Genomic DNA, 26824 nt, shown 5'->3' on the forward strand with positions numbered 1-26824 from the left:
ATTTTATCAGAAAACCTTTACAAATTCTAAAGTAATTAAAAAAAGTCAGGCCTTCATACCTGACTTCATTTCATTTTAAAAATTATTTTTCAACTGTAACTATTACTTCCTTATCAACTCTTTTTGAAAGTTCTTGATAATGCTTAGTCATTTCCTTGTTCCTATAGTCTACTTGAGCATCCCTTGGAACTCCTTCAGCAGTTTTAATTGTCCCTTTGGAATTTATAAGTTTGTAAAGACCGTCATACATAACATAATCGCCCTTTTTTTGCTCAAATTGTTCGTAATACTTAATACATCCTCCAAAAGTTTTATTACCTGATTGGACAATTTTTTTGTCTAATATAAAGTAACCTGGTCTCCAAGTTGACTTCTCAACTACAAGTTCCTTCATAAGATCATTAGGAATCTTAATTGTTACCTTTGGATTTCCAAAAGTGAAAGTAGTGAAGGCTTCCTTAATAGGAGCAGCTTTTGGTGTGCTTTCTTTTGTTTTTTCAACTGGCTTAGTTTTCTCTGTGCTATCTTCTACTTTGTTAATATTTTTCACATCAAATTTTGGAAAAATATTATTTGTTGGAAGAGCAACTGATTCTTGGAAAATTTTAAGAGTCTCATCGCTTCCCTTAAGGCTTGGATCAAACTTCTTTAGACTTTTATCTGAGAACTCGTACCTAGCTAGGACTTTGCCATTTTCTTGGTAAAGGTTAAGAGCTGGGAATATAGCTCTTTCTTCTTCTGTACCAATTGAACCAACAAGTCCATTCATTGTTCTCTTCTTATAAAGTCCCTTGTCATAAAAGTTTACAAGACCTTCTGCTGCTGACTCTTCAATAAAAATATTATTTTCAAAATTATCTTTTACATAAAGAGTGAAACCATACTTGGAAAAATCTAACTTTTTAAGATTTGAATAGTCTATATTTCTTGTGTTAAGTCCATTTCCAATATAAACTGCACCATCATTTGGATTCCAGCTAATAGGTTTGTTAAGAGATTCTCCAACATAACGAATTGGAACATAAGTACTGTCCTTGTAAAGAATTGGAGCCACATCCATTGTCTTCTTAAGTCCATTGACTTCAAGATTTTTGCTTTTAACATTCATTCCAACTTCTTGACCATTTCCCTTGATTGTAATATTGCGAGTAGTATGATCGTAAGTTACATCAAATCCCAAAGTTTCACTTACAAATCTTAGGGGTACATAGGTACGACTGTTTGATATAAATCCATAAAATTTTGAGTCACCCTTGTAGGCAGTCTCACAATCTGCACCATCAATTACAAGTGGTGTGTCAAAGTTGTAGGCATAGACATTGGCACTTAAAGTTAGGACCAAGGCAAGCCCAAGTAATAATTTTTTAAATCCTTTCATAAGTATCCTCCTTAACTTAAAAAATATAATATCTGTAATTAATATCTTATCATATTAAAGAGAAACTTATAAAAGAATGGACAAAATAGATTTTTTATTTCTTGTTACTATTCTAAAAAATAAAAACCTCTCCACTAGTTTACTAGCAAAGAGGTTTAAATTTTATCTTACTTTTATAAATTTATTAAATTACAAAATTTCCTTCTTTAAAGATTTGAACTTGCTCTCCATTTTCTTTTACCCCAATGATTTCTGTTGTTTCGTCTCCCACCATGAAATCAACGTGAGTTAGGGAATCATTCATTCCCCTTTCCTTTAACTCTTCTATAGAAAGTTTTTCTCCACCTTCAAGACAAGTTGGGTAAGACTTACCTAGGGCAAAGTGGCAGGATGCATTTTCATCATAAAGTGTGTTGTAGAAAAGAACCTTTCTCATGGAAATTGGTGTGTTGTAAGAAACTAGGGCAACTTCTCCCAGTCTCTTTGCTCCCTCATCAGTTTCTAAAATATTTTTTAAATATTCCTTTCCAGCTTTTGCGTCATAATCAACAACAAGTCCATCTTTAAAAACTAGGTAAAAGTCTTTTATTAAATTTCCATTGTAGTTAAGTGGCATTGTTGAATAAACTTTTCCATTAACTCCATCAAGTCTTGGAGCAGAGAAAACTTCTTCACTTGGCATGTTTGCTATGAATTCTTCTCCATCAGAATTTATATCTCCTGCTCCTGCAAAGATGTAGCCCTTTGGAAGTCCAACTTCAAGGTCAGTTCCCTTTTGAGACTTGTAAATTAATTTTTCGAACTTAGCATCATTTAAGAACTTGCTGTATCTGTTTAAGTTATCCACGTGATCTTCTAAGGCTTTTTCTGGATCATCTTCAAAAAGTCTAACTGAATTAAAGATTTCAAACCAAAGTCTTCTAACAGCTTCGCCTTCTTCAAGGTCTGGAAAAACTTTTGTAGCCCAAGATGGGATACTTGCTCCCACAACAATCCAAGAAACATAGTTAGCCATCATCTTTGCAGAGAAATCTCTTAAGGCCTTAGAGTTTGCAAGGTTAGACTGGAATAGTTTTTCAGAATCTACTCCCTTAAAGGCATCTGGGTCTGAACCTGTAACTGAAAGATACTTTGCCTTTTTTTCCATGTAGTAGTTTTCCTTGTCAACCTTGTGTTTAGGAATGTCTGTTAAGACATCGATGCTTTCATTTTCATACTTAAGTCTTGAAATAAGTTGGTCTCTGTAGTCAACTACAACTTCGCCGGCACCTAGTTCGTAAGCTTTTTTTGTACATTTAATAGCAAAGTCCCTAGCTTCAATGGGACATCTAACAACAAGCTTGTCCCCATCTTTAATCTTTAAACCAATCTTTAAAATTAGTTCTGCGTATTTTTCTATATAGTCATCGACTTTAAAATTTTTATAGTCCATTTAATCATCCCTTCAATTTATAAATTTATTTAAAATTAATATACAACAAATTATTATAAGATGCAAAAAAAGATACTACCCTCACGGAGTAGCATCTTTAAATCAAACTTATTTAGAATATTTCTTTGCTAAGAAGTCCTTGGCAACTTGTGGGAAAAGTGCGTAAGTCAATACGTCTTCATCACATCTTGCAAGGTCCCCAATTTCTGCCTTGTACTTGTCAAAAGCTGGTTCTAAGTGGTTAGCAGGTCTGTCAGTAATAACTTCTGCATCACCAATTATAGATTTTCTAAAAGCTTCGTCAACTTCCACTGGAGTCTTTCCATAAAGTCCCTTTAGATAATCCTTGATTTCATTTGGAACCATCTTGTATCTCTTGCCAGTCATAACGTTAAAGGAAGCTTGTGTACCAACCATTTGACTCATTGGAGTAACAAGTGGTGGGAAGCCCATGTCTCTTCTAACATTTGGAACTTCTGCAAGAACCTTGTCGAATAAGTGGTCTTGCTTAGCTGCAGAAAGTTGAGAGCTTAGGTTTGAAAGCATTCCACCAGGAACTTGGTAAATTAGTCCCTTTGGATCAACTGTAAGCATTTTAACCCTCATTGTTCCGTCGTTAAGATATTTATTCTTAACTTCTTGGAAGTAAGGTGCAAGTTCATTTAGAATGTCTAGGTCAAGGTCAACATCGTATCCTGCTTCTTTTAAAATAAGAGCAAGAGTTTCTGTTGGTGGTTGACTTGTTCCACCTGAGAAAGGAGAAATTGCTGTGTCAATAATATCAGCACCTTCTTCGATTCCCTTTAGGTAAGTCATAGATCCACAACCAGTTGTTTCGTGAGTGTGAAGTTCTATTGGAATGTCAATTACCTTTCTCATTGACCTAACTAGGTCTCTTGAAACAGGTGGAGTTAGAATTCCAGCCATGTCCTTGATGGCAATGGAGTCTGCTCCCATTTCTTGAACCTTCTTTGCAAGGTCAGTGAAGTATTCAATAGTGTGAACTTCTGATGTCGTATAACAAATTGCAACTTGAGCTTCTGCTCCAGCCTTCTTTGTTGCCTTAAGAGATGTTTCAATATTTCTTACATCGTTAAGGGCATCAAAAATTCTTATTATATCAATTCCATTTTTAACAGATAGTTCAATAAATTTTTCTACGATGTCATCTGGATAGTTTTTATATCCTAAAAGGTTTTGACCTCTTAGAAGCATTTGTGTCTTAGTGTTTTTAAAATTAGACTTAATTTTTCTAAGTCTTTCCCATGGATCTTCGTCTAAATATCTTATGCAGGAGTCAAAAGTTGCTCCTCCCCAACATTCGATTGCCTTGTAGCCAACCTTGTCAAGTCTTTCTAGTGCAGGTTCCATATCCTTGTAAGTCATTCGTGTTGCCATAAGTGATTGGTGAGCGTCACGAAGAATAGTATCAACAAATTCTATTTTTTTCATAAATCCTCCTAGGTATTCTATACGTTCAGATTATTCTTATTAACTTAAGTATAACATAAATCCTTCAAATTTTTTAATACTTAAATGGGTTTTATAACAAATAATTTTTGTTGCTCTATAAAGTTTTCATTATATTTTGTAATTCTCTTTACAAAGCCATTGTCATTTAGTATAATGCTATCGGCTTATAAATTATCGCGGCGAAAATTTATAAGGAGTTTGATAAAAATGGCAAAAATGATGGATCCAAAGTTCAAGCAATCAAGAAGACTTGGACTAAATGTATGCGGTCACCCAAAGGCAATGAAAAGAGCTACAAGAGGTACTGCAAGAAGTGATAAAAAACTTACTGAATACGGTAAGCAACTTTTAGAAAAACAAAGATTAAGAGCATACTACGGTGTACTTGAAAAACAATTTGTTAATCTATTCAAAGAAGCTCAAAGAACTCAAGGCCAAACTGGTCCAAACCTTGTAATATTCCTAGAAACTAGATTAGATTCTCTATGTTACAGAATGGGCTATGCATCTTCAATTAGACAAGCAAGACAAATGGTTAGCCACGGTCACTTAACTGTAAACGGAAAGAAAGTAAACATTCCTTCTTACAGATGTCAACCTGGCGATGTTATTGCACTATCAGCTAAAGGAAGAAAAGTTGACCTATTTAAAGAAAACTACAACACTAACATTGTTGTAAACTATCCTTACATTTCTAAGGACGAAGACTTTAAGGCAACTTTAGTTTCTCTACCAAATAGAGAAGATGTTCCAATAGAAATTGAAGACCAATTAATCGTTGAATTCTATTCAAAGAACATGTAATGAAAATGAAAAAGACCCAGCCAGGGTCTTTTTTATTATTTAAAAAGTGGAGGTCAGTCCCCCACTTTTTTTATTGCAAATTTTTAATTAGATGTTTTGAAAATTTTTCATTTATTCTTTAAATATAAAAAATCCCATTAAAAAAGTCCCATGGATTTCCACGGGACCTTTATTTTTATTTAATAAATTGACTTAAGAAAATTATCACTATAACAATTGGTGATATATATTTTATACTGACATTCATCCAGGTCTTAACAAAAGGACTTTTAATGTTTGCTGCCTTAAGAACATTTTCCATCTTCCAAGCTCTTGCTGAGAAAAGAGCAATTAGTAGACAACCAATTACTAAGATATAATTACTTTCAACATTATCCAAGAAGGCAAAGGCTGGATCATAGAAAATTGATACAGCTGCAATAACAACTATTATTGCACTTGCAAGCATTAGGGCCTTGATTCTTTCTAGTTTAAATCTTTCCATAAATTGTCCTACAATTGCTTCAAGAACCCCAACAGAAGAAGTAAAGGCAGCAATATAGAAACCAAAGTAAAATAGAACTGAAAGTACTCTACCAAATGGTACAACGTTAAAAGCAAGTGGAAGAGTTAAGAATGTAAGTCCAACTCCTTCCCCTGGTGTAAGCCCTGTTGCAAAAACTATTGGAAGAATCATAAATCCAGATAAAATTCCTGCAAATACTAGGGCTAGACAAATAACTGTTGAGTCCTTAAAGATATTTTCGTCCTTTTCCTTGATGTAAGAACCAAATACCATAGACCCAAGCATGGCAAGTCCCAAGGCAAAAAAGGCCTGTCCCAAACAAGTTATAATTGAGTTAAAGGAAAATTTGGAGAAGTCTGGTTTAAATAAGAAAGTAATACCTTCTTTTGCACCAGGTAGTCTAAGTCCAAAGAAAATGATAATTATCATAATTACAAATAAAACTGGAATTAAAATCTTTGAAACTCTTTCGATTCCCTTTTGAACTCCAAGAATAATAACTGCGTTGTTAAGGACGAAGTTAACTAAGAAAAATATAAAAACTGTTGTCTTTTTAGCGTTAAAGGCATCAAAGTAAGCTTGAATTCCTTGGCTATCAAGTCCAACAAAGTCACCCATAAATGCTCCCGCTATATATTTTATTATCCATGCATAAATAACTGAAGTGTAACCTACAATTATTAGGGCAGCAAGTGTGTGTAAGTAACCAGCTAGATACCATTTTGTGTTTGGTTTTAAAGTCTTGTAAGCATCTATGGCGGCATTACCCGTTGCATAACCTATGGTAACCTCACAAGTCATTAGGGGAATTCCTATAACTAAGATAATTAAAATATACAAGAATATAAATATTGCTCCACCGTTTTCGCCAACTACGTAAGGAAACCTCCAAAGAGTTCCTATACCAAGGGCAAGGCCAATGGCAACCATAATAAATCCTAGGATTGATGAAAATCCTTCATTTTGTTTTGACATACGCTCTCTCCTTTTTTATATACTAGAAATACTAACACAAAAGCCAATTTTTTTAAATAGATTTAGTGTATTTTCCCCTTTAAAGCGACAAATTTTTTAAATTATTTATTTTTTCTTAAATTCATTCTCAATCCTATTCGTGGTATAATCTCCTTAGGTGATAATATGAAAAAAGACATTGAATATGTAAAACTTGTGACTTCAACTAATAAACTCATCTTCGATGAAATTTGTGCCTTCTTAGAAGACAACTCAATCCCATATTTTGTCAAAGACGAGGGTGACTATATGCGTCTCATCTCTGGCTTCTCTATCTATGAAAAGGGAATTTATGTATCAGAAGATGCCTTCGACGAAGCCAATGAGCTCTTGGTTTACTTTATGAATGACAACGACACAAGTGGGGACTTGTCCTTTGACTGATCTTAAATAAAAATAAAGCTGAGAATTTTTCTTTCTCAGCTTTTTTTATTGGATAAACAATTCTATTAAATTTTTATTTATGGCATTGGGATAAAATTTTATGATTTCGTAGTCCAGGTAACCTCCCAAGACTAGGGGATCATTGTCACAAAAGTCCTTGACTTCATCTCCCAAATAGATCCCTATTCCTCCACCCTCATCCCTTGGGCCAGAGATAATTAAATTCCCCACATCAACTTCATTCTCATGATAGTTTAAGTGTTCCTCAAGTAATTTTTCAAAATTTTTATCCAACTTTTTATTTTTCTTTAAGTTTCCGATTATTAAATAAGAGTTCATTTTACTTTTCCAAGAAGTCTACAATGTCCTTAAAGACTTCTTCCCTCTCTTCTTCCCTAAAAATTTCGTGCTTCATCATCTTATAAAGCTTTGATTCTATATTTTTATAGCCAACTTCTTTTAAGATATTAATAGAAGATTCAAATCCTTCCTTTCCCCCAATTACTACGTCATCTTGGCCAGCAATAAAAAGGATATCAAGGTCAGGATTTTTAAACTTGTAGTTTTTTGTGTTTTTTAATTCCCTTACACCTTCAAAGACAGCAAGGTAACCCCTGTTTTTAAAAACTGAAGGCATGTGAGGGTCTCTCTCTGCATCTTTTATATTTTCTTTAGAGTAAGACAACCAATCAAAGTGTTTTTTGTCTCCAGTATAAAGTTTTTTCATTAAATAAATTGTTCTTTGTTCTCCAAAGTAAAAGTTTATAAAATTTCCAAGAAAAATTGCAAGTGGAACTTCTGGAACATAATTTGGTGGCCCTGACAATACTAATTTTTTTATTAGATCGTCGCCCTCTTCAAGATAGATTCTTCCAAAGACAGTGCCAAGTGAGTGACCAATTAAATAAATATCAGTGCCTGGGAATTTATTTTTAAGTGCCTTTGTTATGGCCATGTTATCGTCAACAACCTTCTCCACTCCATCTATATAGCCAGTGGTGTACTTGCCTCCTGTGGACCTTCCGTGCCCCCTGTTGTCAGATATAAAGCAGGAGTATCCCCTTTCATTTAAATACTTAATCAAGTAATAGTATCTTTCCTTGTGCTCAAGAGCTCCATGGATAATTTGCACTAAGGCCTTGGGGTCTTCCACTGGAAAAAATCCTCCGTCTAAAACAAAACCATCGTAGGATTTTATTTTAACTCTTTCAAAGTTTGGAAGTTCATAAAAATCTTTCTCGTTACCAACTTCTATAAAGTCATCATTTTCCTTTTTCACAGAAATAAATTCTAAGTCACATTTTAAATCCACATCTTCATTTTGCAAAAGTTTATTGGACTTTCTATAGTGAATTTGTGGAATCAAAAAAATAATGAAAATAAGTAAGATAATAAAATAAGTCATAATTCACCTCAAGGTCATTATAACAAAATATTCAGCGACTTTGTCCTTATTAGTATTTTTATTTCAATATATTCGCAAATAAAAAGGAAAGTCTTCCTTCCTCTTTAAAATCTTATTTAATATTAATTGTAACTGTCTTATCCTTATCATCCCACTCTATATCTTGGTCTTCTCCATCGAGACTGTTACCACTTGTTAGCCCAAAGACTTGTCCCACGTTAACTAGTGGAAGATAAATTCTTCCATTAATATTAAGAGCTTTTGATTCAAGTTCTATTGTCTCGCCATTAGACAAGACAATTTTCTTGCCATCGATTTGGATAAGGGCTGTGAGTCCATCTCTTGTAAAGGAAGCTGTCCTTGTTCCCTCATTCCAAATTACTTTTGCATCTAAGATTTCTGCCAAGGCTCTAAGTGGTAAGTTGGTCCTGCCGCCTTTAATCACAGGTTTTACTTCCATGTTTTTTTCTAAAGTTTTGCCATCTTCTGTTACAGTGTAAGTTCCTGTTTTTGTATCAATTACGAATTTTTTTGAATTGACTTGTGGCTTATTTTCTTTGTAAGTAATTTTTGTTTCTACCTTGTAAGTTGGCGTCCTATGATTTCTTACATAGTATCTTGGAAAATCGTTCCAAGAGTCTAATTTATTTTCTGTCTTTTTATTGTCTTCTTCCTCATTGTCTTTAGGATTTTCTTCAGGGTCTTTGTTGTCTTTTTCTCCTTGTTTTTCTTCAGGATCTTTATCCCCTACTTCTCCTGGTTTGTCTTCAGAGTTCTTGTCTCCTTCTCCTGGTATACCTTCAGGCTCTTCCTCTTCAGGTGTCTTTTCTCTTAAGATAATTATATCTTCTGCCTTGATCAAATTACTTGATCCATCTTCGTAAATTAAAGTCACATTTCCCCTATCGTCAACTTCAATTGAAGCAACTTGAGGGTTTGCTTCCCTAACTTTTTCTTCAATTTCAGATTTTTCTGTAGGATTTATATTTTCAAGATTTTCAACCTCAGTTTTATCAGGATTTTGTACTGGAAATTCTTCTGCCATTGGAGCTAGAACTTCAATAGGAATTTCAACAATTCTTGATGATCCATCTTTAAAAGTTACTTTTACTTTTCCTTTATATGTTCCTGGACTTTTTGTGTCTATTGTGTCACTAAGGTCCTTAATTTCTGCTCCATCTGGTAGATTTTTAATATTATCCAAAAGATTTATTTGACCATGATAAGGGACTTCTTCTTTAATAATATCTTCATTATTTATTGTTGGAATCGGAGTAATTGCTCCTCCTGAAATTTTTTCTATTACTCTTACAGGAATTTCAACTTCCTTGCTTGATGTGTCAGTAAAAATTAATTTTAGAGTGGCCTTGCCTTCTCCTACTTTTGAAGTATCTGGATAAGTTTTAATTTCTATTTTATCTAAATTTTTTGGAAGATTTACAATTCCAGACTTTAATTTTTCTAGAGTCACATCTTCATCTTTATTGACTTCAATCTTCTTAACTTGAGGTGTGTAGGAATCTGCTAAGGCTTCTGAAACTTCAACTGGAATGACAACTATCCTTGATGATCCATCTTTAAAGATTACTTTTACTTTTCCAGTGTAAGTTCTTGAGATCTTAGTACTAATTGTGTCACTAATATCTTCAATCTCTGCTCCATCTGGTAAGTTTTCAATGTTGTCTAGAAGATTTATTGCTCCATTATAAGGAACTTCTTCTGTTATGATATCTGACTCCTTTATTTCTGGAACTGGAGTAATAAGAGCCGCATCAATTACATTAATTACTTTTACAGGAATTTCCACTTCCTTATTTGACGTGTCTGAAAAAATTAATTTTAAGACTGTCTTGCCTTCTCCTACTTCTGAAGTATCTACATTTCCTACAATCTCAATATCCTTAATATCTTCTGGAAGATTTACAATTCCAGTCTTTAATTTTTCTCGAGTTAATAGCTCGTCTTTATTGACTTCAATCTTCTTAACTTGAGGTGTGTAGGAATCTGCTAAGGCTTCTGAAACTTTAACTGGAATGACAACTATCCTTGATGATCCATCTTTAAAGATTACTTTTACTTTTCCAGTGTAAGTTCCTGAGATCTTAGTATTAATTGTGTCACTAATATCTTCAACTTTTGCTCCATCTGGTAGATTTTTAATATTATCTAAAAGATTTATTTGACCATTATAAGAGACTTCTTCTTTAATAATATCTTCATCATTTATTGTTGGAATCGGAGTAATTACTCCTCCTGAAAATTTTTCTATTACTCTTACAGGAATTTCAACTTCCTTGCTTGATGTGTCTGTAAAAATTAATTTTAGAGTGGCCTTGCCTTCTCCTACTTTTGAAGTATCTACATTTTCTACAATCTCAATATCTTTAATATTTTTTGGAAGATTTTTAATTCCTTCTTTTAATTTTTCTAAGGTCACATCTTGGTCTTTGTTGACTTCAATTTCTTTGACTTCTGGTATAAACTTTTCCGACTCATAATCTCTAACCCTTCTAGCAGTTAAAACTGTGTCTGAATTTATTTTGAACTCACTAAGATTATCAATTTTTTTGTATCTGTCATACCAAGCAACATCATCGTCATAGTTAATATTATTTTTATCCTTTAATATAAGGTTTTCTAAAACACTAATATTAGCTAGTGAAAGTCCATCCCTTACTGCAAATTTTTCATACGGCACACTGTTAAATGAATATCCATCCTCTACCTCTAGTTTAAGTTCATGACATCCCTCGGGAATTGGATTATTTTTTAAATCAAAATCTTTTTCTATTCCTAAGAAGTCAACTATATATTTAGCTATGAATGTTGGTCTGGATATTGAAAGTTTAGTATCATCCTTAACTACTTCATGCGAATTTTTGTCATAAGTCCAATACCAAAAGGTTTTATCTTTAGTATTCACAGTTTGTGGTTTGTAATCTCCAAATCTATAATCACCAGAATTCCACCTTATGTGAAGAACTACATTTTTTGAATTATTGACTTCTTTACAAGCATATTTTATTTGAGAATCATTAAATCTAAATCCAACACCCTTTTCTTTATTTCCACCACTTGAAAGAAATTCTACACAATAATATTCATCAGAACTATTGGTAATTTTATATCCATCTGCGTCAAGACTATCTAAATGAGAAGTACTATAAAAATAAGGCAATGGATCAAATACAGACTGAAAAATTACAGGATTGTCGATACTATATTTTTCGAATTTTAGTTTGTAATCCGCATAAAAAGGAAACTCTTTTCTCGAACCAAGTTTCCACGTTAAGAATTTATGTATCTCCTTCTTTTTTGGGTCAATCTCGTTGTTGTCAGCCTTTCTTACAAAAAGAACTTGTTTATCATTTTCTTTATAATTTTTAATTTCTCTCCAACTTGCACTTTTTAAGGCGTAGTATTCTTTACCTTTAACAACATTATTATTATAGGATATATCGTTTAAGCTTACTTCTTTCCCTTCCTTATCAAGAAGTTTTCCATATTGCATAGCTCCATCAACTTTTTTTGTTTCTGGTATAAAAATTATTTTTACATACTTATTCCTTACACTTTCATCTGGCAATGTTTCTGTCACCAAGGGAAGGTCTATCTTTTTTTCCACATCTTTTGTCTCATCAACCGGAGCTTTAATTTGCAAGTTTTGATTTATATTATTGTATGTAAAATCCTTGCCTGCTGCCCAAGTTGGACTCAGGCTGGAAGTTAAAATTGCAAGACTTGTCACAAGTGAAAATGTTTTTCTGTTCATTCTTAGCCTCCTACTTTAATCCATGTCTCTCTTGTTTATTCAAAATATAGAAAACTTTAATTTAGGAATTCGTTTTCTCTAAAAATAATTATAGCAAAGATACAGCTCTTCTTCTATAAGAAATAAAAAAGAAGCCAGTTACCTGACTCCTTAATCTAAAATTTTTATTTCACATTTAAAACCCAAAAATGAAATAAATTTTTAATAGGTGAATCTTCTAAGTTCATCCACTATCTTCTTGCTTCCAGAAATTATTCCGCCCCTTCTTTCAGAAGAGACTTCTTCTCCATACATATTGATTACTTGCCCTCCAGCTTCTCTCACTATTAAAGTTCCAGCAGCATAGTCCCAAAGATTTAAGTCGTCTTCAATAAAGGCATCATACCTTCCGCAAGCTGAGTAACACATCTCAAGGGCTGCAGACCCAATTCGTCTTATCCCATTAGTGTTCTCATAAATATATCTCATCATTTCAAAAGTCTCATCAACTCTTCCCAGTCTTCCTCCACCTGTTCCTGCACCAATTAATGAATTAGCAAATTCTTCATTGGATGAAACTTTGATTTCCTTACCATTTAATTTTGCTCCATGGTCCCTTATTGCTGAGAAAAATTCATCCCTATAAGGATCATAGACTGCTCCTATGACAAATTCAGATTTTTCCATAAGTGCAAGAGAAATAACTGAATGTTGAAAACCATGGACCAAGTTGCTTGTCCCATCAACAGGATCAAGGACCCAAGTGTAATCCTTTATATCTGCACTTGACTTGCCCTTTTCTTCTGCCAAGAGGTTGGAGCCTTCTATTAATTTTAAAAGTTCTTCCTCTAAAACTTCTTGGACCTTAAAATCAACTTCTGTTACAAAGTCATTCCTTCCCTTCATCTCAAAATTATTTTGAGGGTCTAGGTCAAAGAAAATTTTGGAGGCTTCCTTCATTAGCTTTTCTATTTCACTTAAAATTTCTTGATAATTTATCATTCTTCCTCCACTCACTTAATTGATTTTATTTCCTTGAAGAGATCTTCTCCATCTCTAATTATATTTTCACTACCAAAGGCTGCAAGATAATTTTTCTTCATGGCTTCATCAAAGATTTTTCCATAGGAATTTAATTTTTCTAAGTTTGTTTCTAAGGCTTCCTTCTTGGATTTTTCTAAATCTTCGACTTTAAGTCCTGTAATAAATCTTGAAAGGTTGATGTCTCCCACTTGTTCTGGAGAAAGTAGTGGGTCAAAGGAATTCATTGATCCAATAATGAAGTTTTTAAGATCCTCATCTGACATTTTTACATTTTCTACAAAGTTTCCAATAGAATCATAAACCTTAACAGTATTTTTTAAGTTAGGGTCCCTGTAAGAATAAGTTGCCATGTCGCCAGACCTTCCTATAGTGATTCCTCCACCATAGGCACCACCCTTGGCTCTGATTTCATTGTGCAGGTAGGATGAGTTTAAAATATTTGCAAGAACTGTTAAGTCTCCCCTGTATTTTAGACCCAAGTCTTCAAGGTTGTAACCCTTTGATACATATACAACATTTGAAGTAGTGTAAAGTCCTTCATTCTTATTATTTCTTTCGAATTCATAATCTGCTGGCTTAATATTTTTCATTTCTAAGGAATTGATATATTTTTCAAGCTCAGGCTTAATATTATTTATGTCTTCTAGGTTTCCTGCAGTCGAAATAATTAAATTATCTCTAACAAAGAGTTTTTCATAGATTTTTTCTGACTCTTTCTCAAAATCTTCCCACTTTTCTTCAAAGTTTTCTACTAAATCTCTCATGAAGTCGTAATAATTTAGTCCGCCAATATGTGATTGGATGTCAGCAACTCTTGAGTAGTAGGATTTTAAAATTGAAATTATGAATTGGTGGCCATTTTGTAACATTGTGGACTCAATTCTTGATTTTAAAATATTCAAAAGTTCTTTAATTCTCTTTTTAGAATCAAGAAGCGAATTATTCGTGATTTCATCTATAATTTCAAGACCTCTTCCTAGCTTATCGGCAGTAGACTTCATCTTGATATTCATCCTAAGGACGTATTTTTCCTTGTCCTTAGCATCAACATAAACAGATGGGTTAAAGGAAATTCCCCCAGTTGCCTTGTAGATCTCGTTATTTAATTCTTCATAAGTGTAATTTTTTGTGTCGATAAGTCCAATTAGTGAAAGCAGAAGGGACATTGTCTCCATATCTTCTTTTTCAATAAAGGAAATGTCGTGAGAAAGTGTAGTGTAGACAATTCCATTTGTCTCTTGGTGAGTTTTTAAATAAACTACATCTCCAAGCTTGTCTTCTTCCACTGGGTATTCAGTGACCTTTTCGTCAATGTCAGATAATTCTAGAGAAGGAATTGTGTCCTTGTTTTCTTGTGAGTCTTCTTGATTTTGATATTCTTCAAGGTCTCTAGATTTTTTTACAATTTCTTGGATTTCCTCATCAGACATTTTTGCCTTGAGTTCTTGAAGTTCTTTCTTTAATTCTTCCTCTTCCCTGTGATTTTTATTTAGCTCTGGTCTTGCAACTAGGTTGACAGAATACTCGTTGTCCAATAATTTTTCCTTGATATAATTTTCCACAAAACCATCATTTAATTTTTCCTTAACTTCACTTAATACGTCGTTGTAGTAAAGGGCATCAAGTGGTGACTGGTCATATAACCAAGAATTAAGAGCCCTAATATAATATATTATTGCCTTTTGAGTTCCTCCACCTTCTCTAAAGATAAATTCAAACTTATTTAAAGTTGCTTCAAGTAGGTCCTTGTCGATTCCTTCCTCAACTAATTTTTCAAGACTTTCTCTCAATAGTTTTAAGAATTCATCCTTCTTGTCGGCCTCAGTATTTTTTAAGACAATTGATAGATCTAGAGGAAGTGATGAAGAAGTTTCTGAATAGACATCTTCAGCAAGTCCTGCATCAAAGATTGCCTTCTTAAGTGGTCCCCCTTGAGCATCAATTAAAAGTTCTGCCAAGAAGTCACGCATAAAGACATCCATCTTGGAGTCAGCATAGCCAAGAGTCCAACCCTTGGATAAATAATCTATCTTGTCCTTCATTTCTTCCTTTGATGCAGAAAAAGTTATTTCCACATCCTTAGTTTTTTTGATTTCATCATTTAAAATTATTTCAGAATTAATTTCAGCTTTGTCAAAGTCTTGTAAATAATTTTTGTCAATAAAGTCCAAGGCCTCTTCCATATTTTGATTTCCATAAAGGTAAATGTAGGAGTTTGATGGATGGTAGTACTTTTTGTGGTAGTCTTTAAACTCCTCGTAGCTTAGGCTTGTAATAAGTTTTGGATCCCCACCAGAGTCAACTCCATAGGATGAGTCTTCATGAAGGGCAAAGACCATGGCATCTGACACAAGGTTTTCTGATGCAGAGTAAACTCCCTTCATCTCGTTATAAACAACTCCATTGTATTTTAAGTCGTCCTCCTTGTCCTTTAGTTCATAGTGCCAGCCTTCTTGAAGAAAAATTTTTTCTTCTTCATAAATTGCTGGGTGAAAAACTGCATCAAGGTAGACATCCATTAAGTTGTAAAAGTCTTTTTCATTTCTTGATGAAACTGGATAAATTGTTTTGTCTGGAAAAGTCATGGCATTTAAAAATGTTTGTAGCGATGACTTAATTAAATCCATAAAAGGTTCCTTTGTCTTAAACTTTCTTGAGCCAGAAAGAACGCAGTGCTCAACAATGTGGCAAACACCATTTCCTCTTTCAGGTGGTGTCCTAAAGCCAATCCCAAAGGCCTTGTTGTCGTCATTGTTTTCAAGAGTTAAGACTCTTGCTCCTGTCTTTATATGAGTATAGACCTTACAATTAGATGCAACCTCGTCTATATATTTTTCTTCGATTAATTTATAATTATTCAAGTTAATCCCTCCAAAGTCCATTATACTTGTTAAAAAACAATTTAACAAACTAGAATTAAGTGGCTATTTATTGGGTAAAGGCTAAGAGAGGTGAAATTATGTCAAGAAAAAATGACATCAAAAAACTAGCTTTTGCAGCTGCCACAATTTCAGCAGCCATATTTGCTGCAAAAAAAGCTTCTGATGATGAAGTAAAGGTCCTAATGCCAAATCGTGACGAAGAGTCCCTTGCCTATCTCTTGGGAGATGGCTTTGGCAATCTGGCTCTTGCCTATGGACTTATTAACCACGCAAACTTAGACCCAAAAAATATAAATATTTATACAAAAGCTTTTAATGAATTTACAAATATAAATGAAGATGAAAATACCTATGTGACTTTTGACAATAGGTTCTCTGAATATAACTTTAAGAACACTCTCGAACTTTTAAAAAATATAATGACTGAAGAAGAAATTCTTGAAATATATGAAAAAATTGCAAAAAAAGAAAGCCCAAGGATTATGGACTTGTCAATGAATTCATCCTATAAGATAGAAGAGCTTGATGAAGCCAGCAAGAAAAAAATTTACAAGCTAATGCTCTCTCCCCTTGACTTGGAAACTCAGTCAAGTATTGAAAAATACTTCTTGTTTTCAGACTTCTTGAAATCAAACTTTTACTATTACTTAGCAAATATTTACAATTTAAAGGCCACTTCTCCAGTTAAAGAGCTTAGAGAAGGTCTACTTGATTATATTGGTTCTCAATCTTACTTTACTTTAGACAGCGAGCTTATTTACGAGAAGCTTCGCTCCTATTTAGAGGAAAGAGGAGTCAACTTCTTCCATGGCTACAAGTTTCTTGAATTTTCGTCAGAAAAAACTCATGTAAGCAAGCTTGTCTTTGAAAAGGATGAACAGGTTGAGGAAGTCTATACTGACTTAAAGGATATTATATCCATTGAGTCTCCAACTTATTTGGATAACCTATCCCTTGGCAACATAAGAGAAGTTCCAGAAAATATTTTAAACACTTATTATTCTGGAGAAAAAATGTCAACTGGGGACATCTACAAGGAAATTAAGGGAAAGACTTCCGATTCGGGAATTTTATACGTAAACTTTAACTTCTCTGAACCGATTTTCTTGGAAAAAATTAAAAGTAATCTAAGAGATAGTGACTTCTTTATTTTTAAATCTAAGGCAGGAATTTCTGCAAAGGTCTTTGATAATAGAATTATCTTAAAGGTCATAAACCCCAACAAGAATTCAATCTTTGTTGGAGATGTATTTAAGGCCCTCAACGGCGAAGACTTTTTCTTTGAGCTAATAAAACTTTTTGGACTTGAGGACCATTATGGCGAATTGAGACTTAAGCTAAAATCTGTCTCCATATCCCTTATGGAAAACTACAAGAAGGTCTCAGGAGAAGTTTACACTAAAAATATAAATCAAATTTCAAATTTAATTTTCCTATCATCAAAGTCTTCTGACTTTGGAGAACTATACTCAGTGGAAAAATTAATTAAAATGGGATTAAAAAGTTCCCACGAGCTAATGGGAATTGACCACCTAGAAGTTTTTGAAAATAATCTTACAAAAATGGAAATTTTAAAATTCCTTAATAGCTTATAAAAAAAAGTGCAGAGATGCACTTTTTTTATTTTCTATTAAGTTTTAAGATGTTTTTTATAAGTATAAAAATTTTGTGAGTCCATAATTATTGCCAAGCCTTAAAATACTTGTGACTTATTAAATATTTATAACTTTACAAATAATTATGACTTAATAAATAATTACGACCCTATTAAAAATTACGACTTTACAATTTATTATAAGCCCACAACTTTTTACAAGCCTAGAAAATTAAAAAAATAAAAAATCTAAGCCATGAAACATTTTAATTCATAGACTTAGATTTTTTAATATCTAACTTATTACAAACCTAAATTTGGATTTGCAAAATTTTTTTCATCAAGATTGCCAGCCATATATTCATAATAAGCTGCTGATGCAATCATAGCAGCATTGTCTGTGCAGAGCTTTAAGTCAGGATAGAAAATTTTAATATTTTCTTTGTCGCCTTCTTCTTCAAAGGCTTTTCTTATCCTAGAGTTTGCTGAAACGCCACCACAAAGGACAATCTTATCCATATTCTTTTCTCTTGCAAGTCTAAAAGATTTTTCAAGTAAGACGTCAACCACTGCCTCTTGGAAGGACTTGCACACATCTTCTATGACAATTTCTTCTCCACGAAGCTTAGTTGAATTTAAATAATTTAAGACTGCAGTCTTGAGGCCAGAAAAAGAGAAGTTATAATTATCTTCCTTGATCATTACCCTTGGGAAGTCTATAGTTTCCTTGCCTTCTTTTGCAAGCTTATCAACTATAGGCCCACCTGGATAACCAATCCCCATAGACCTTGCCACCTTGTCAAAGGCTTCACCCACTGCATCGTCCACAGTTCTTCCATGAAGAGTAAAGTCAACATAGTCCTTGACTTCAATTAAGTAGGTATGGCCACCAGAAATTATTAGTCCAATAAAGGGCGGCTCCAAGTCCTTAAAGGAAATATAATTTGCACAAACGTGTCCCACAATGTGGTTGACCCCAACAAAGGGTTTATTTGTTGCAAGGGCAAGAGTCTTTCCTGCACTTAGGCCCACAAGTAGGGCTCCAATAAGACCTGGCCCCTTTGTGGCTGCAATAATATCTATGTCCTTAAGGTCCACTCCTGCCTCGTCAAGTCCTTCCTTTAAGACTGTGTTAATAGCTTCAACATGTTGTCTTGATGCAATTTCAGGTACAACTCCACCAAATTTTTTGTGGGTATCAATTTGGGATGCAATCACATTAGAATAAACTTTTCGTCCGTCTTCAACAACAGCAACAGAAGTTTCATCACAAGAGGATTCCACTGCCAAAACTTTCATCTCATCACTCCCTCCACATTATATAGGCATCTCTGTCAATGCCGTAATAATCTTTTCTCACTCCTTGGATTGTAAATCCAAACTTTTTATATAAATTAAAGGCGACCCTATTTGACTTTTCAACCTCCAGGGTCATCTTGTAAGATTCTCTTTCTGCAAGATCAATTAAACCTTCAAAAAGGTCATTTGCAAGTTTTTGTCCACGATATTTTTTCCCAACAGCAACATTTCCTATGTGAATTTCATCATAAATCCTCATAAAAGAAATGAATCCGCCTATTTCACCATCAACTTCAACTACTAAAATATCTGAAAGTTCATCAAAAACTACGGCGTTCTCGATGGATTTTTTCGACCAGGGATTTTCAAAGGTCTCAACTTCGATTTCGTGAATCCTATCTATGTCAGACTTATTTGCCAGTCTCGTGATTTTTTTCATACTGGGCCTCTGCCTGAGAAAGTTTTAAATAATTCGGTACAAGACTAAAGATATCAACGGGACCATTCTTTTTGTATTGGATTAATCCAAGTCTTGCAATGTTAGTCCCTTTCATACCCTTGTTCTTGGATAATTTTGCCTGAAGAAGTTCTTCTAGGAATTTTTCTGCATCGAGTCCCACAAGAGTGACTTCATCACACTTATTTAACTCTTCCTTAAACTTTTCAAAGGGCAAGAGGGAGTCTTCAAATAATACTTCTGGGTCCTTGTCATTGTCAATTATAGAGCCATATACATTTCCACGTCTCGCATCGACAATAGTAGCAACCTTGCCGTAGTCTGACATCCCATTTGCTACAAGAGAAGAAACTCCAATTAAGTCCTTATCAAGTGAGAAGGCCAAGACCTTGGCAATAGTAATTCCAATCCTAAGTCCTGTAAAGGATCCTGGTCCTATTCCCACTGCAATTAGGTCAATATCTTCTAGAGAAAATTCAAACTTTTTGAAAATTTCTTCAATCATATCTGTCACAGATTCTGAATGAGAAACTCGACCCCTTAAGTTGTATTCAGCTAGGACTTCATCGTCTTCGATTAGCCCAATAGCAGTTGTTCTTGTGGAAGTATCAATTCCCAAAACTTTCATCTAATTTCTCCTTCAATTCATCAAATCTATTTCCAACATACTTTATAGCTAAGTCTCTTTTATCATCATGGGACTTAATGTTTATCTCCATATATTCTTCTGGTAGGGCATCCCTAATTTTTTCTGCCCACTCAACTATGGTAACTCCATCAGAATAAAAATATTCATCAAAACCAAGATAGTCAACATCAACCATGTCGTCAAGCCTATAGGTATCAATGTGGTATAAGTCAATCTTGCCGTAATATTCATTTACAATTGTAAAAGTAGGACTTGTCACATAGTCATCAATCCCAAGTCCCTTGGCAATAGACTTTGTAAGAGTGGTCTTCCCCGCTCCCAAGTCACCATTAAGGCAGACAACATCTCCTGGTCTTAAGTTTTCTCCAAGAATGAGTCCAAATTTTTCTGTCTCTTCTAAATTATTTAAGCTTATCATGTAAATCCTCAAATACATTTTCAGAATATTCAAAGGGAACTTTCTCTGACTTTTCTTCAGCTGGATGACCTATGCCGATTATGCACTCAACATCAAACTTGTCTTCAAGGTCAAAGAACTTGTGCAAAAATTCTTGGGCAGGAATTCCACTTTCGTGTTTGGAATCAGTCACGTTGGCCCAAGTTGCCCCAAGGTCCAAGTCAGTTGCTGCAAGTAAGATATAAGTTGCAGCAATAGATGCGTCTTGGTGGTTGGTGTTTGGTGCAATCTCGCTATCAGTTACTATAGCAATAGCGACATCAGCACCAGCCAAGAACTTGGCACTGTTTACCTTATAATTAGAAAGTTCTTCCAATCTTTTTTTATCTCTAATAATTATATATCTAACTGGGTTTCTGTTTTTTGCCGTTGGGGCATGAAGTGCAATAGTTAAAATTTCTCTCAAGTCTTCTTCAGAAACTTTTTCATCAGTAAATTTTCTTATACTTCTTCTTTTTTCAACTAAATCTAAAAGCATATTATCACCTCAAAATATTATAACACATAGTAATTTTAAATTTAAAAATTTGCAAGAAAAAAGAGGGGCTAGCCCTCTTTAATCACTTTTAATACATTTCTTCTCAATAATATGAGTCATAATTATATTCAATGGCCTTCTTCTCTTCTGTCACAAGATCTTTATACCAAGATGGAAAATCAGTTTCTTCATCGTAAACCATCTTTTGCCAATCTTCATCAGTAAGTCTTTCCTTATTTAAAAATTCATAGTAAGAGAAAGTTGCTCCCCTACCCATGTAAAGTTTATCTTGGTGAGGATAGATTACAAAAATTTCCATAGGCTTGCCTGTTCCTATATGAGAAATTTCTCCTTCTGGGAGACCCACACTATTTTCCACAACTCTCATTAGGTCAACTACTACTGGCATCCTCCTGTCTGTTGCATTTTGTATTTCATACCAGCCAGAAATTTCATATTCATCAGAGGACTCAACAAAGTCAACCATTAGCATTTCCATTTCTCCACCAATGAAATATAGGTCTGATATTTCTTCTTCTGTAAGCTCTTCATTTTGAAGTTCTTTAATTGAAATATCTCTAAATTTAATAACCATAGCTTGGAAATTATTTATTTTTTCTTCATACTTTTCACTTAGCATGTTTCGATTCTTTAAATTTACCTTAGTAAATTCAAGTAGCCAATTTAATTTTTCGTAAAGTTCTACATTTGGTTCAACATAGGATTTTGGAATTTCGAATTCTCCTCCGCCACCCATTTCAGCCATGACTGCCTTGCCATATAAAACTGTGTCGTGTTTTAACTCTGCAAAAGAACCAAGAGCAGATACTAGGTCCTTTCTTTCCCAAGCATCATTTCTCATAAACATTGGATAGCCCTCTCCAAATTTTTGGTCATAGGACTTTAGCATCCATAGCCATCCACGGTACATATTTTTTTGCCAGTCTAAGTCTTCCATCTTCTTCACACTTGAAATATTTTCATCAGTTTTTTCCTTGTACTTATCCCAGTGAGAATTGTAGGAATCATTATCTAAAATTTCTCTCGCCTTTTCATTTTCAAAGGCAGCCATAAGGTCCAAGCCAGAATATATTGGTCTATCAGATGGGTGATTTTGGCTCGCAATATCAACAACATTTTGCATCAATACGCTATCCATAACTGCTCTTTGTGGCATATACCTAAAGGACTTGCCCATAAAACCTGCCACTTGTGGGTCTGGATATGACTTTAATACTGTGTAGACATCTTTTAAATTTTTATTGTCATCTAGTTTATTAATGTCAAAATCTTTTCCATAAACTCCATAAAGTGTTCTTGCAAATTCTCTTATGGAAAGGTCATCAGCAGACTCAACCATAAAGTCAATTGGTTCAACTAAGTCTTCCCAATTTTTTAAAATTTCAGGATTTTTATAAATTGAATAAGTTAGAAGAAGTCCTTGCAAGATACTGTCTTCATCAGGCTTGCCTTCATTCTCTATAAATAGTCCAACTTGACCAAAGTACATTGTGCCTGAAAAATATTTTTTTAATTCTTCACTTCTTGTGTAGTGACCTCTTGGTTTAAGTTGTGAAAAATCTACATCCCTTCCACTTACGGATGAAGAAGTAATTTCTTCAGTGCTTGCCTTTTTTATCTCTTCTTCATAAATTTTCTTGGCTTCTTCAGGTAAGTTTTCTGGTTCAATTCCCAAGAGCTTAAGGCCAGTTGCTATAAAGGCAATGTTTCTATTTTGAATTTCTTTTAGCCTATCGTTTTTAAGTTCCTTATAAAGATTTATATTTTCTGCAAGCAAACTTTGATTTAAGCTAATAGATTTTGGATAGAGCTCTTCTTTTTCCAAATTTCTCAAGAATCCATCATAGAAAATATGGAAGATGTGAGTTACTGAATCAGTTGTCACAAAACTTGCTAATTCTTTATATTCATTGTCTTCATAAACTTGGTGAATTTGGTCAAATTCATAATTCCAAGGATCTTCCATGTATTCATTGTCTTCTAAATTTTTTGGCTTAGTTATTACAAAACCATTTTTTATTAGCAATTCTTTTTGCTTTTCTGTAAAATCTCCAAAGTCAGAAAAATTTTCTACATTGGAAAAATCATCAGCAACCTTATAGTCTTCAATACTTGGTGTAAACTCAGAAAGTTTGTAATCAATATAAGCAGTTTTGTTTTCCATTTCATCTAAAAATTTTGTGTCTTGAAGTTCAATCTTTGCAGTTTCCTTTTCTGGCAAAGTCCCCTTATCATTTTTACAGGCTGATAAAAGAGTAAGTGCCAAAAGTGAAGTTATAAGTATTTTTTTCTTTACTTCCATTTTACTTCATCTCCTTCTAAATATAATTCTCTCTCGCTTCCATCTATCTCAACTTTTTTCTCCTTGTCTAAAAATTTTGGCTCAGACTTTAAGACTTCACTCCCATAATTTCTCTCGACAGCGAAATTTGTCCAGTCATAGACACCAAATAGATAATTGCCATCAAGGTTTTTTTCTATGGAAATAATTTCATCGTAAGCATCTCCATCAAGATCACATAAGTTAAAATCTTTAATGGGATTATATAGTCTTGAAATTCTTAATTTTGGCCTTAACTTTTGATTTTTAAAGTCAATATTGTATAAGAAACACCTCCTGGCAAACTTTTGATCAAAAGGTGTCTTCTTATAAACTCCAAGTGCAAGCTCAATTGGACCTCCATCCACATTAGCTAAGTCAATCTTCCAAGGCTTTAAATCACTTACATCAATAATAAATTCTTCGTTTTTATTTTTAATCCTCAGTTCACTTCCATACTCACCATCTAGAGAAATAATTTCTGCCGAAAGATTAGCTTGGCTTGCACTATCTATAACTTGAGCTTCATTGCCTCTACATCCTGTCAAAAAAATAAGTAAAAATATTAAGTACTTCATGCTTTTATTATATCATTTAATTTAGTAGTTTATTTATATAAAGTTTTTTTATTTATTATAAAATTTTCAGACTTACTTAATCAAAAATTTTATGAGATTAACTCTATTTAAATATTTTTAATCTTAAATTATAAAAAATTACAAAATAAAAAACCCAGGAAATTTTCCTGAGTTTTCTATATCTTAAAGAGTTTCTTTTAGATTCTCTTAATATTTAATTTCAAATAAGAATTATTATTCATTATCTGTGTTTTCTTCAGTTGCATCTTCGTCGATTAGATCAGCGTCAAGATTTGCATCTGAGAAATTAAGTCCTAGCATTTCTCCAATAGTCATGTTGAAGTCATCTTGTTTAGGTTCTTCAATTTTCTTTTCTCTCTTTGGAGCTCTTCTTTCTCTTCTAGGTTTTCTTTCTCTTGGTTTAGCTTCTTCGCTTTCTTCTTTTTCTTCAGGTTCAATTAGAGCCTTGATTGAAAGAGAAATCTTTTGATTTTCTTCATCAATGTCAGTTACCTTAACTGTAACTTCTTCACCAATAGAAAGTTTATCTTGTGGTTTTTCAACGTGTTCTCTTGAGATTTGAGAAACGTGAAGTAGACCATCAACGCCTTGTTCAAGTCTTACGAAAGCACCGAAGTCAAGTAGGTTTACAACCTTACCCTTAACAACGTCGCCAACTTTAACTTCTTTTGTAAATACATCCCATGGTTTTTCCATAGTTTGTTTTAGTCCAAGTGCGATTCTATTCTTTTCTTTATCTACATTAAGAACTTGTACCTTAACAACATCTCCAGGTGCTACTACATCTGAAGGGTGTTTAACTCTGTTCCAAGAAAGTTCAGAGATATGGATAAGTCCATCTACTCCTCCAACATCTACGAATGCACCAAAGTTAGTTAATCTTTGTACAGTTCCTTCGATAATGTCTCCTTCTTCAAGCTTGTCATATACTTCATCACGAATCTTGTCTAATTCTTCTTGAAGTACATTCTTTCTTGAAAGAACAATTCTTCTCTTTCTCTTATCAAAATCGATAATTTCAGTTTCGAATTCTTCTCCAATGAATTTGCTTAAATCTTTTTGGAATCTAACAGAAACATGAGATGCTGGTATAAATGCATTAAGTCCTCTGTAATCTGCAGTAAGTCCGCCCTTAACTTGGTTTTTAACAGTTACTGTTATGTTTTCTTTGTTGTTATAAAGTTCTTCAACTTCATCCCAAACCTTCATGTCAGCAACTCTTTTTGTTGAAAGGACAACATTGCCGTCTCCATCATCCATCTTTAGAACGTAAACATCAATTTCTTGACCTTGTTCATAAAGATCTTGAGGATTTACATCAGGTCCTCCTGCAAGTTCATCTCTTGAAATGATACCATCTGATCTGTATCCAAGATTAACCATTACTTCTGAATCAGTTATATATAAAACCTCTCCAGTTACTACTTCGCCACGTCTAATTCTTTTAAAAGAATTTTCGATGGCTTCCATCATCTCACCTTTGTCAAAATTTTCCATCCTACTAACAGCCTCCTTGATTACCGATTCCGGTGTGGATGCTCCGGCGGTAATACCTATTTTATTAAATTTTTTAAATATATTTAAATCAATATCTCTAATGGACTGAATTAAAAATACATTTTTACAATTTAATTTCGCAATTTCTGCAAGTTTTTTTGTGTTGGAAGATTTTTTGCCGCCAAGTACAATTAGGGCATCAACATTTTTTGATAAATTCCTAACACTTTCTTGTCTCTCGAAAGTTGCATTACATATAGTATTATAAACTAAAACTTCATCTTTTGAAATATCTTTTATAAGATTTGTTGCTTTTTCGAAAAAATCTACATTATTTGTAGTTTGTGAGACAATAACTAGCTTTCCCTCTGGAATTTTTATATCTTCCAAATTTGAAATAATTGTTGCAGAGTCATTGCATCGAGAATTTATTCCCACCACTTCAGGGTGGTCTTGATTCCCAATAATTACTATATTATAACCTTTTTTGTAGAAATTATCTACTATATTATAAACTTTTTCTACCTTAGGGCAAACACAATTTATTATTTCATTATTCTTTTCTTCTAATTTGTCTAAAATCCTCTTGTGGACTCCGTGACTTCTTATAATAACTTTGGAGTTTTCAACATTGGTGTCATCAATTGTCACAACTCCTAAGTCTTCAAGTTCTTTTACTACTCCTTCATTGTGAACAAGGTCGCCATAGGAATAGACTCCCTCACCTGCATTGTCAAAGGCCATCTTAACAGCTCTTTTTACTCCGCCACAAAATCCATGCTTATTAGCTACAATAATTTCCATTTAACTTCATCACCATACACTATTCTCATTATGTCTTGGGAAATATTTTCAAGCTCCCCTGGAGAATATTTTATTTCCTTATTAATTTTTACAGGCTCCCTAAAATAAATCCTAGTCTTCCTAAAGGGCTTGTAGTCTCCCTCAATATAAACTGGAAGGACTCTTGAATTTGTCTTTTGCGCAATAAGGGCTATGCCAGATTTTATTCTCGTGTAGTCAGCTTCCTTTACCCTAGTTCCTTCAGGAAAGATTCCAAGAACATCTTCATTTTTTAAAATTTTTAGGGATTTTTTTATGGCTGCTAGGTCATTCCCTTGTCTATCAATGGGAAAGGCTCCAAGCTTAGTTAAAAAACCTCCAAAAAATTTATTTTCGAATAGTTCCTTCTTCGCCATCCAAAAAATTTGTCTTTCAAAAATTGCTGAAATAGCCACTGGATCTAGGTTGCTCTTGTGATTTCCACAAATTATTAATCTTTCAGAATCTTGTGGAATATTTTCTCTTCCATGGACTTCAAGTCTATATATGTGTCTCATAAAAAATCCCACAATACCTCTAACAGCAAAGTAAAACATAC

The 26824-nt window shown here is 33.6% G+C and carries 21 protein-coding genes; 3 read left to right on the forward strand and 18 right to left on the reverse strand.

Features of this window, described 5'->3' with window-relative positions; genetic code table 11:
- Positions 1 to 82 precede the first annotated feature (82 nt).
- From DRZ96_RS09095 to DRZ96_RS09105, 3 genes are all read right to left on the reverse strand, one after another.
- Complete coding sequence (locus tag DRZ96_RS09095; RefSeq protein ID WP_112890406.1) at positions 83 to 1378, reverse strand: copper amine oxidase N-terminal domain-containing protein; 1296 nt, start codon at positions 1376 to 1378, stop codon at positions 83 to 85.
- 184 nt (positions 1379 to 1562) lie between these two features.
- Positions 1563 to 2810: an aminopeptidase gene (locus tag DRZ96_RS09100; RefSeq protein ID WP_112890407.1), complete on the reverse strand. Its 1248-nt coding sequence runs from the start codon at positions 2808 to 2810 to the stop codon at positions 1563 to 1565.
- A gap of 108 nt (positions 2811 to 2918) precedes the next feature.
- Positions 2919 to 4262, reverse strand: coding sequence for an oxaloacetate decarboxylase subunit alpha (locus DRZ96_RS09105; protein WP_070700105.1), 1344 nt, complete (start codon positions 4260 to 4262; stop codon positions 2919 to 2921).
- Positions 4263 to 4490: 228 nt separating this feature from the next.
- On the opposite strand from DRZ96_RS09105, the gene rpsD reads away from it, so the two are divergent.
- Complete coding sequence (gene rpsD / locus DRZ96_RS09110) at positions 4491 to 5087, forward strand: 30S ribosomal protein S4 (RefSeq protein ID WP_070700104.1); 597 nt, start codon at positions 4491 to 4493, stop codon at positions 5085 to 5087.
- A 175-nt stretch (positions 5088 to 5262) separates the two neighbouring features.
- Here the strand turns inward: rpsD and DRZ96_RS09115 are convergent, their stop codons facing one another.
- A complete protein-coding gene (locus tag DRZ96_RS09115) occupies positions 5263 to 6567 on the reverse strand; it encodes a sodium-dependent transporter (protein WP_112890408.1) in 1305 nt (434 codons plus the stop codon).
- Positions 6568 to 6732: 165 nt separating this feature from the next.
- Here DRZ96_RS09115 and DRZ96_RS09120 point away from each other — a divergent pair, with 165 nt between their 5' ends.
- On the forward strand, positions 6733 to 6990 hold the full coding sequence (locus DRZ96_RS09120; protein ID WP_112890409.1) for a putative signal transducing protein: 258 nt from the start codon (positions 6733 to 6735) through the stop codon (positions 6988 to 6990).
- Positions 6991 to 7035: 45 nt separating this feature from the next.
- Here the strand turns inward: DRZ96_RS09120 and DRZ96_RS09125 are convergent, their stop codons facing one another.
- The 5 genes from DRZ96_RS09125 to DRZ96_RS09145 all read right to left on the reverse strand — a co-directional run bounded on the left by DRZ96_RS09125 (position 7036) and on the right by DRZ96_RS09145 (position 16051).
- A complete protein-coding gene (locus DRZ96_RS09125) occupies positions 7036 to 7329 on the reverse strand; it encodes a YciI family protein (RefSeq protein ID WP_112890410.1) in 294 nt (97 codons plus the stop codon).
- 1 nt (position 7330) lies between these two features.
- Complete coding sequence (locus DRZ96_RS09130) at positions 7331 to 8395, reverse strand: alpha/beta fold hydrolase (protein ID WP_112890411.1); 1065 nt, start codon at positions 8393 to 8395, stop codon at positions 7331 to 7333.
- A gap of 112 nt (positions 8396 to 8507) precedes the next feature.
- Entirely contained in the window at positions 8508 to 12167 is a 3660-nt protein-coding gene (locus DRZ96_RS09135) for a Rib/alpha-like domain-containing protein (RefSeq protein ID WP_112890412.1), read from the reverse strand.
- Positions 12168 to 12368: 201 nt separating this feature from the next.
- On the reverse strand, positions 12369 to 13148 hold the full coding sequence (locus DRZ96_RS09140; protein WP_112890413.1) for an inositol monophosphatase family protein: 780 nt from the start codon (positions 13146 to 13148) through the stop codon (positions 12369 to 12371).
- An 11-nt stretch (positions 13149 to 13159) separates the two neighbouring features.
- Positions 13160 to 16051, reverse strand: coding sequence for an insulinase family protein (locus tag DRZ96_RS09145; RefSeq protein ID WP_112890414.1), 2892 nt, complete (start codon positions 16049 to 16051; stop codon positions 13160 to 13162).
- Positions 16052 to 16149: 98 nt separating this feature from the next.
- On the opposite strand from DRZ96_RS09145, the gene DRZ96_RS09150 reads away from it, so the two are divergent.
- Positions 16150 to 17667: an oleate hydratase gene (locus tag DRZ96_RS09150; protein WP_112890415.1), complete on the forward strand. Its 1518-nt coding sequence runs from the start codon at positions 16150 to 16152 to the stop codon at positions 17665 to 17667.
- A 302-nt stretch (positions 17668 to 17969) separates the two neighbouring features.
- Here DRZ96_RS09150 and tsaD read toward each other — a convergent pair whose 3' ends face one another.
- The 9 genes from tsaD to DRZ96_RS09195 all read right to left on the reverse strand — a co-directional run bounded on the left by tsaD (position 17970) and on the right by DRZ96_RS09195 (position 26822).
- Complete coding sequence (gene tsaD / locus DRZ96_RS09155) at positions 17970 to 18965, reverse strand: tRNA (adenosine(37)-N6)-threonylcarbamoyltransferase complex transferase subunit TsaD (protein ID WP_112890416.1); 996 nt, start codon at positions 18963 to 18965, stop codon at positions 17970 to 17972.
- 4 nt (positions 18966 to 18969) lie between these two features.
- Positions 18970 to 19404 carry a ribosomal protein S18-alanine N-acetyltransferase gene (gene rimI, locus DRZ96_RS09160; RefSeq protein WP_112890417.1) on the reverse strand — a complete coding sequence of 145 codons (435 nt, stop codon included), beginning with the start codon at positions 19402 to 19404 and terminating at the stop codon, positions 18970 to 18972.
- Complete coding sequence (gene tsaB / locus DRZ96_RS09165) at positions 19376 to 20050, reverse strand: tRNA (adenosine(37)-N6)-threonylcarbamoyltransferase complex dimerization subunit type 1 TsaB (protein ID WP_112890418.1); 675 nt, start codon at positions 20048 to 20050, stop codon at positions 19376 to 19378. The genes rimI and tsaB overlap by 29 nt, the downstream gene beginning before the upstream one ends.
- Complete coding sequence (gene tsaE, locus DRZ96_RS09170) at positions 20031 to 20489, reverse strand: tRNA (adenosine(37)-N6)-threonylcarbamoyltransferase complex ATPase subunit type 1 TsaE (protein ID WP_112890419.1); 459 nt, start codon at positions 20487 to 20489, stop codon at positions 20031 to 20033. The genes tsaB and tsaE overlap by 20 nt, the downstream gene beginning before the upstream one ends.
- Complete coding sequence (locus DRZ96_RS09175; protein WP_112890420.1) at positions 20473 to 21006, reverse strand: nitroreductase family protein; 534 nt, start codon at positions 21004 to 21006, stop codon at positions 20473 to 20475. The genes tsaE and DRZ96_RS09175 overlap by 17 nt, the downstream gene beginning before the upstream one ends.
- A gap of 103 nt (positions 21007 to 21109) precedes the next feature.
- Positions 21110 to 23329 (reverse strand): DUF3160 domain-containing protein, encoded by a 2220-nt coding sequence (locus DRZ96_RS09180; RefSeq protein ID WP_112890421.1) that lies wholly within the window; start codon positions 23327 to 23329, stop codon positions 21110 to 21112.
- The gene (locus tag DRZ96_RS09185; RefSeq protein WP_112890422.1) at positions 23320 to 23925 is read right to left on the reverse strand and encodes a hypothetical protein; all 606 of its coding nucleotides are present in this window, start codon (positions 23923 to 23925) and stop codon (positions 23320 to 23322) included. The genes DRZ96_RS09180 and DRZ96_RS09185 overlap by 10 nt, the downstream gene beginning before the upstream one ends.
- A gap of 234 nt (positions 23926 to 24159) precedes the next feature.
- Entirely contained in the window at positions 24160 to 26247 is a 2088-nt protein-coding gene (locus DRZ96_RS09190) for a bifunctional 4-hydroxy-3-methylbut-2-enyl diphosphate reductase/30S ribosomal protein S1 (protein WP_112890423.1), read from the reverse strand.
- Positions 26232 to 26822, reverse strand: coding sequence for a lysophospholipid acyltransferase family protein (locus DRZ96_RS09195; RefSeq protein WP_112890424.1), 591 nt, complete (start codon positions 26820 to 26822; stop codon positions 26232 to 26234). Before DRZ96_RS09195 ends, DRZ96_RS09190 begins: the two co-directional genes overlap by 16 nt.
- Between the last annotated feature and the right edge of the window lie 2 nt (positions 26823 to 26824).

Origin of the sequence: Peptoniphilus harei (assembly GCF_900454685.1) — a bacterium.
Taxonomy (GTDB): domain Bacteria; phylum Bacillota; class Clostridia; order Tissierellales; family Peptoniphilaceae; genus Peptoniphilus_A; species Peptoniphilus_A harei.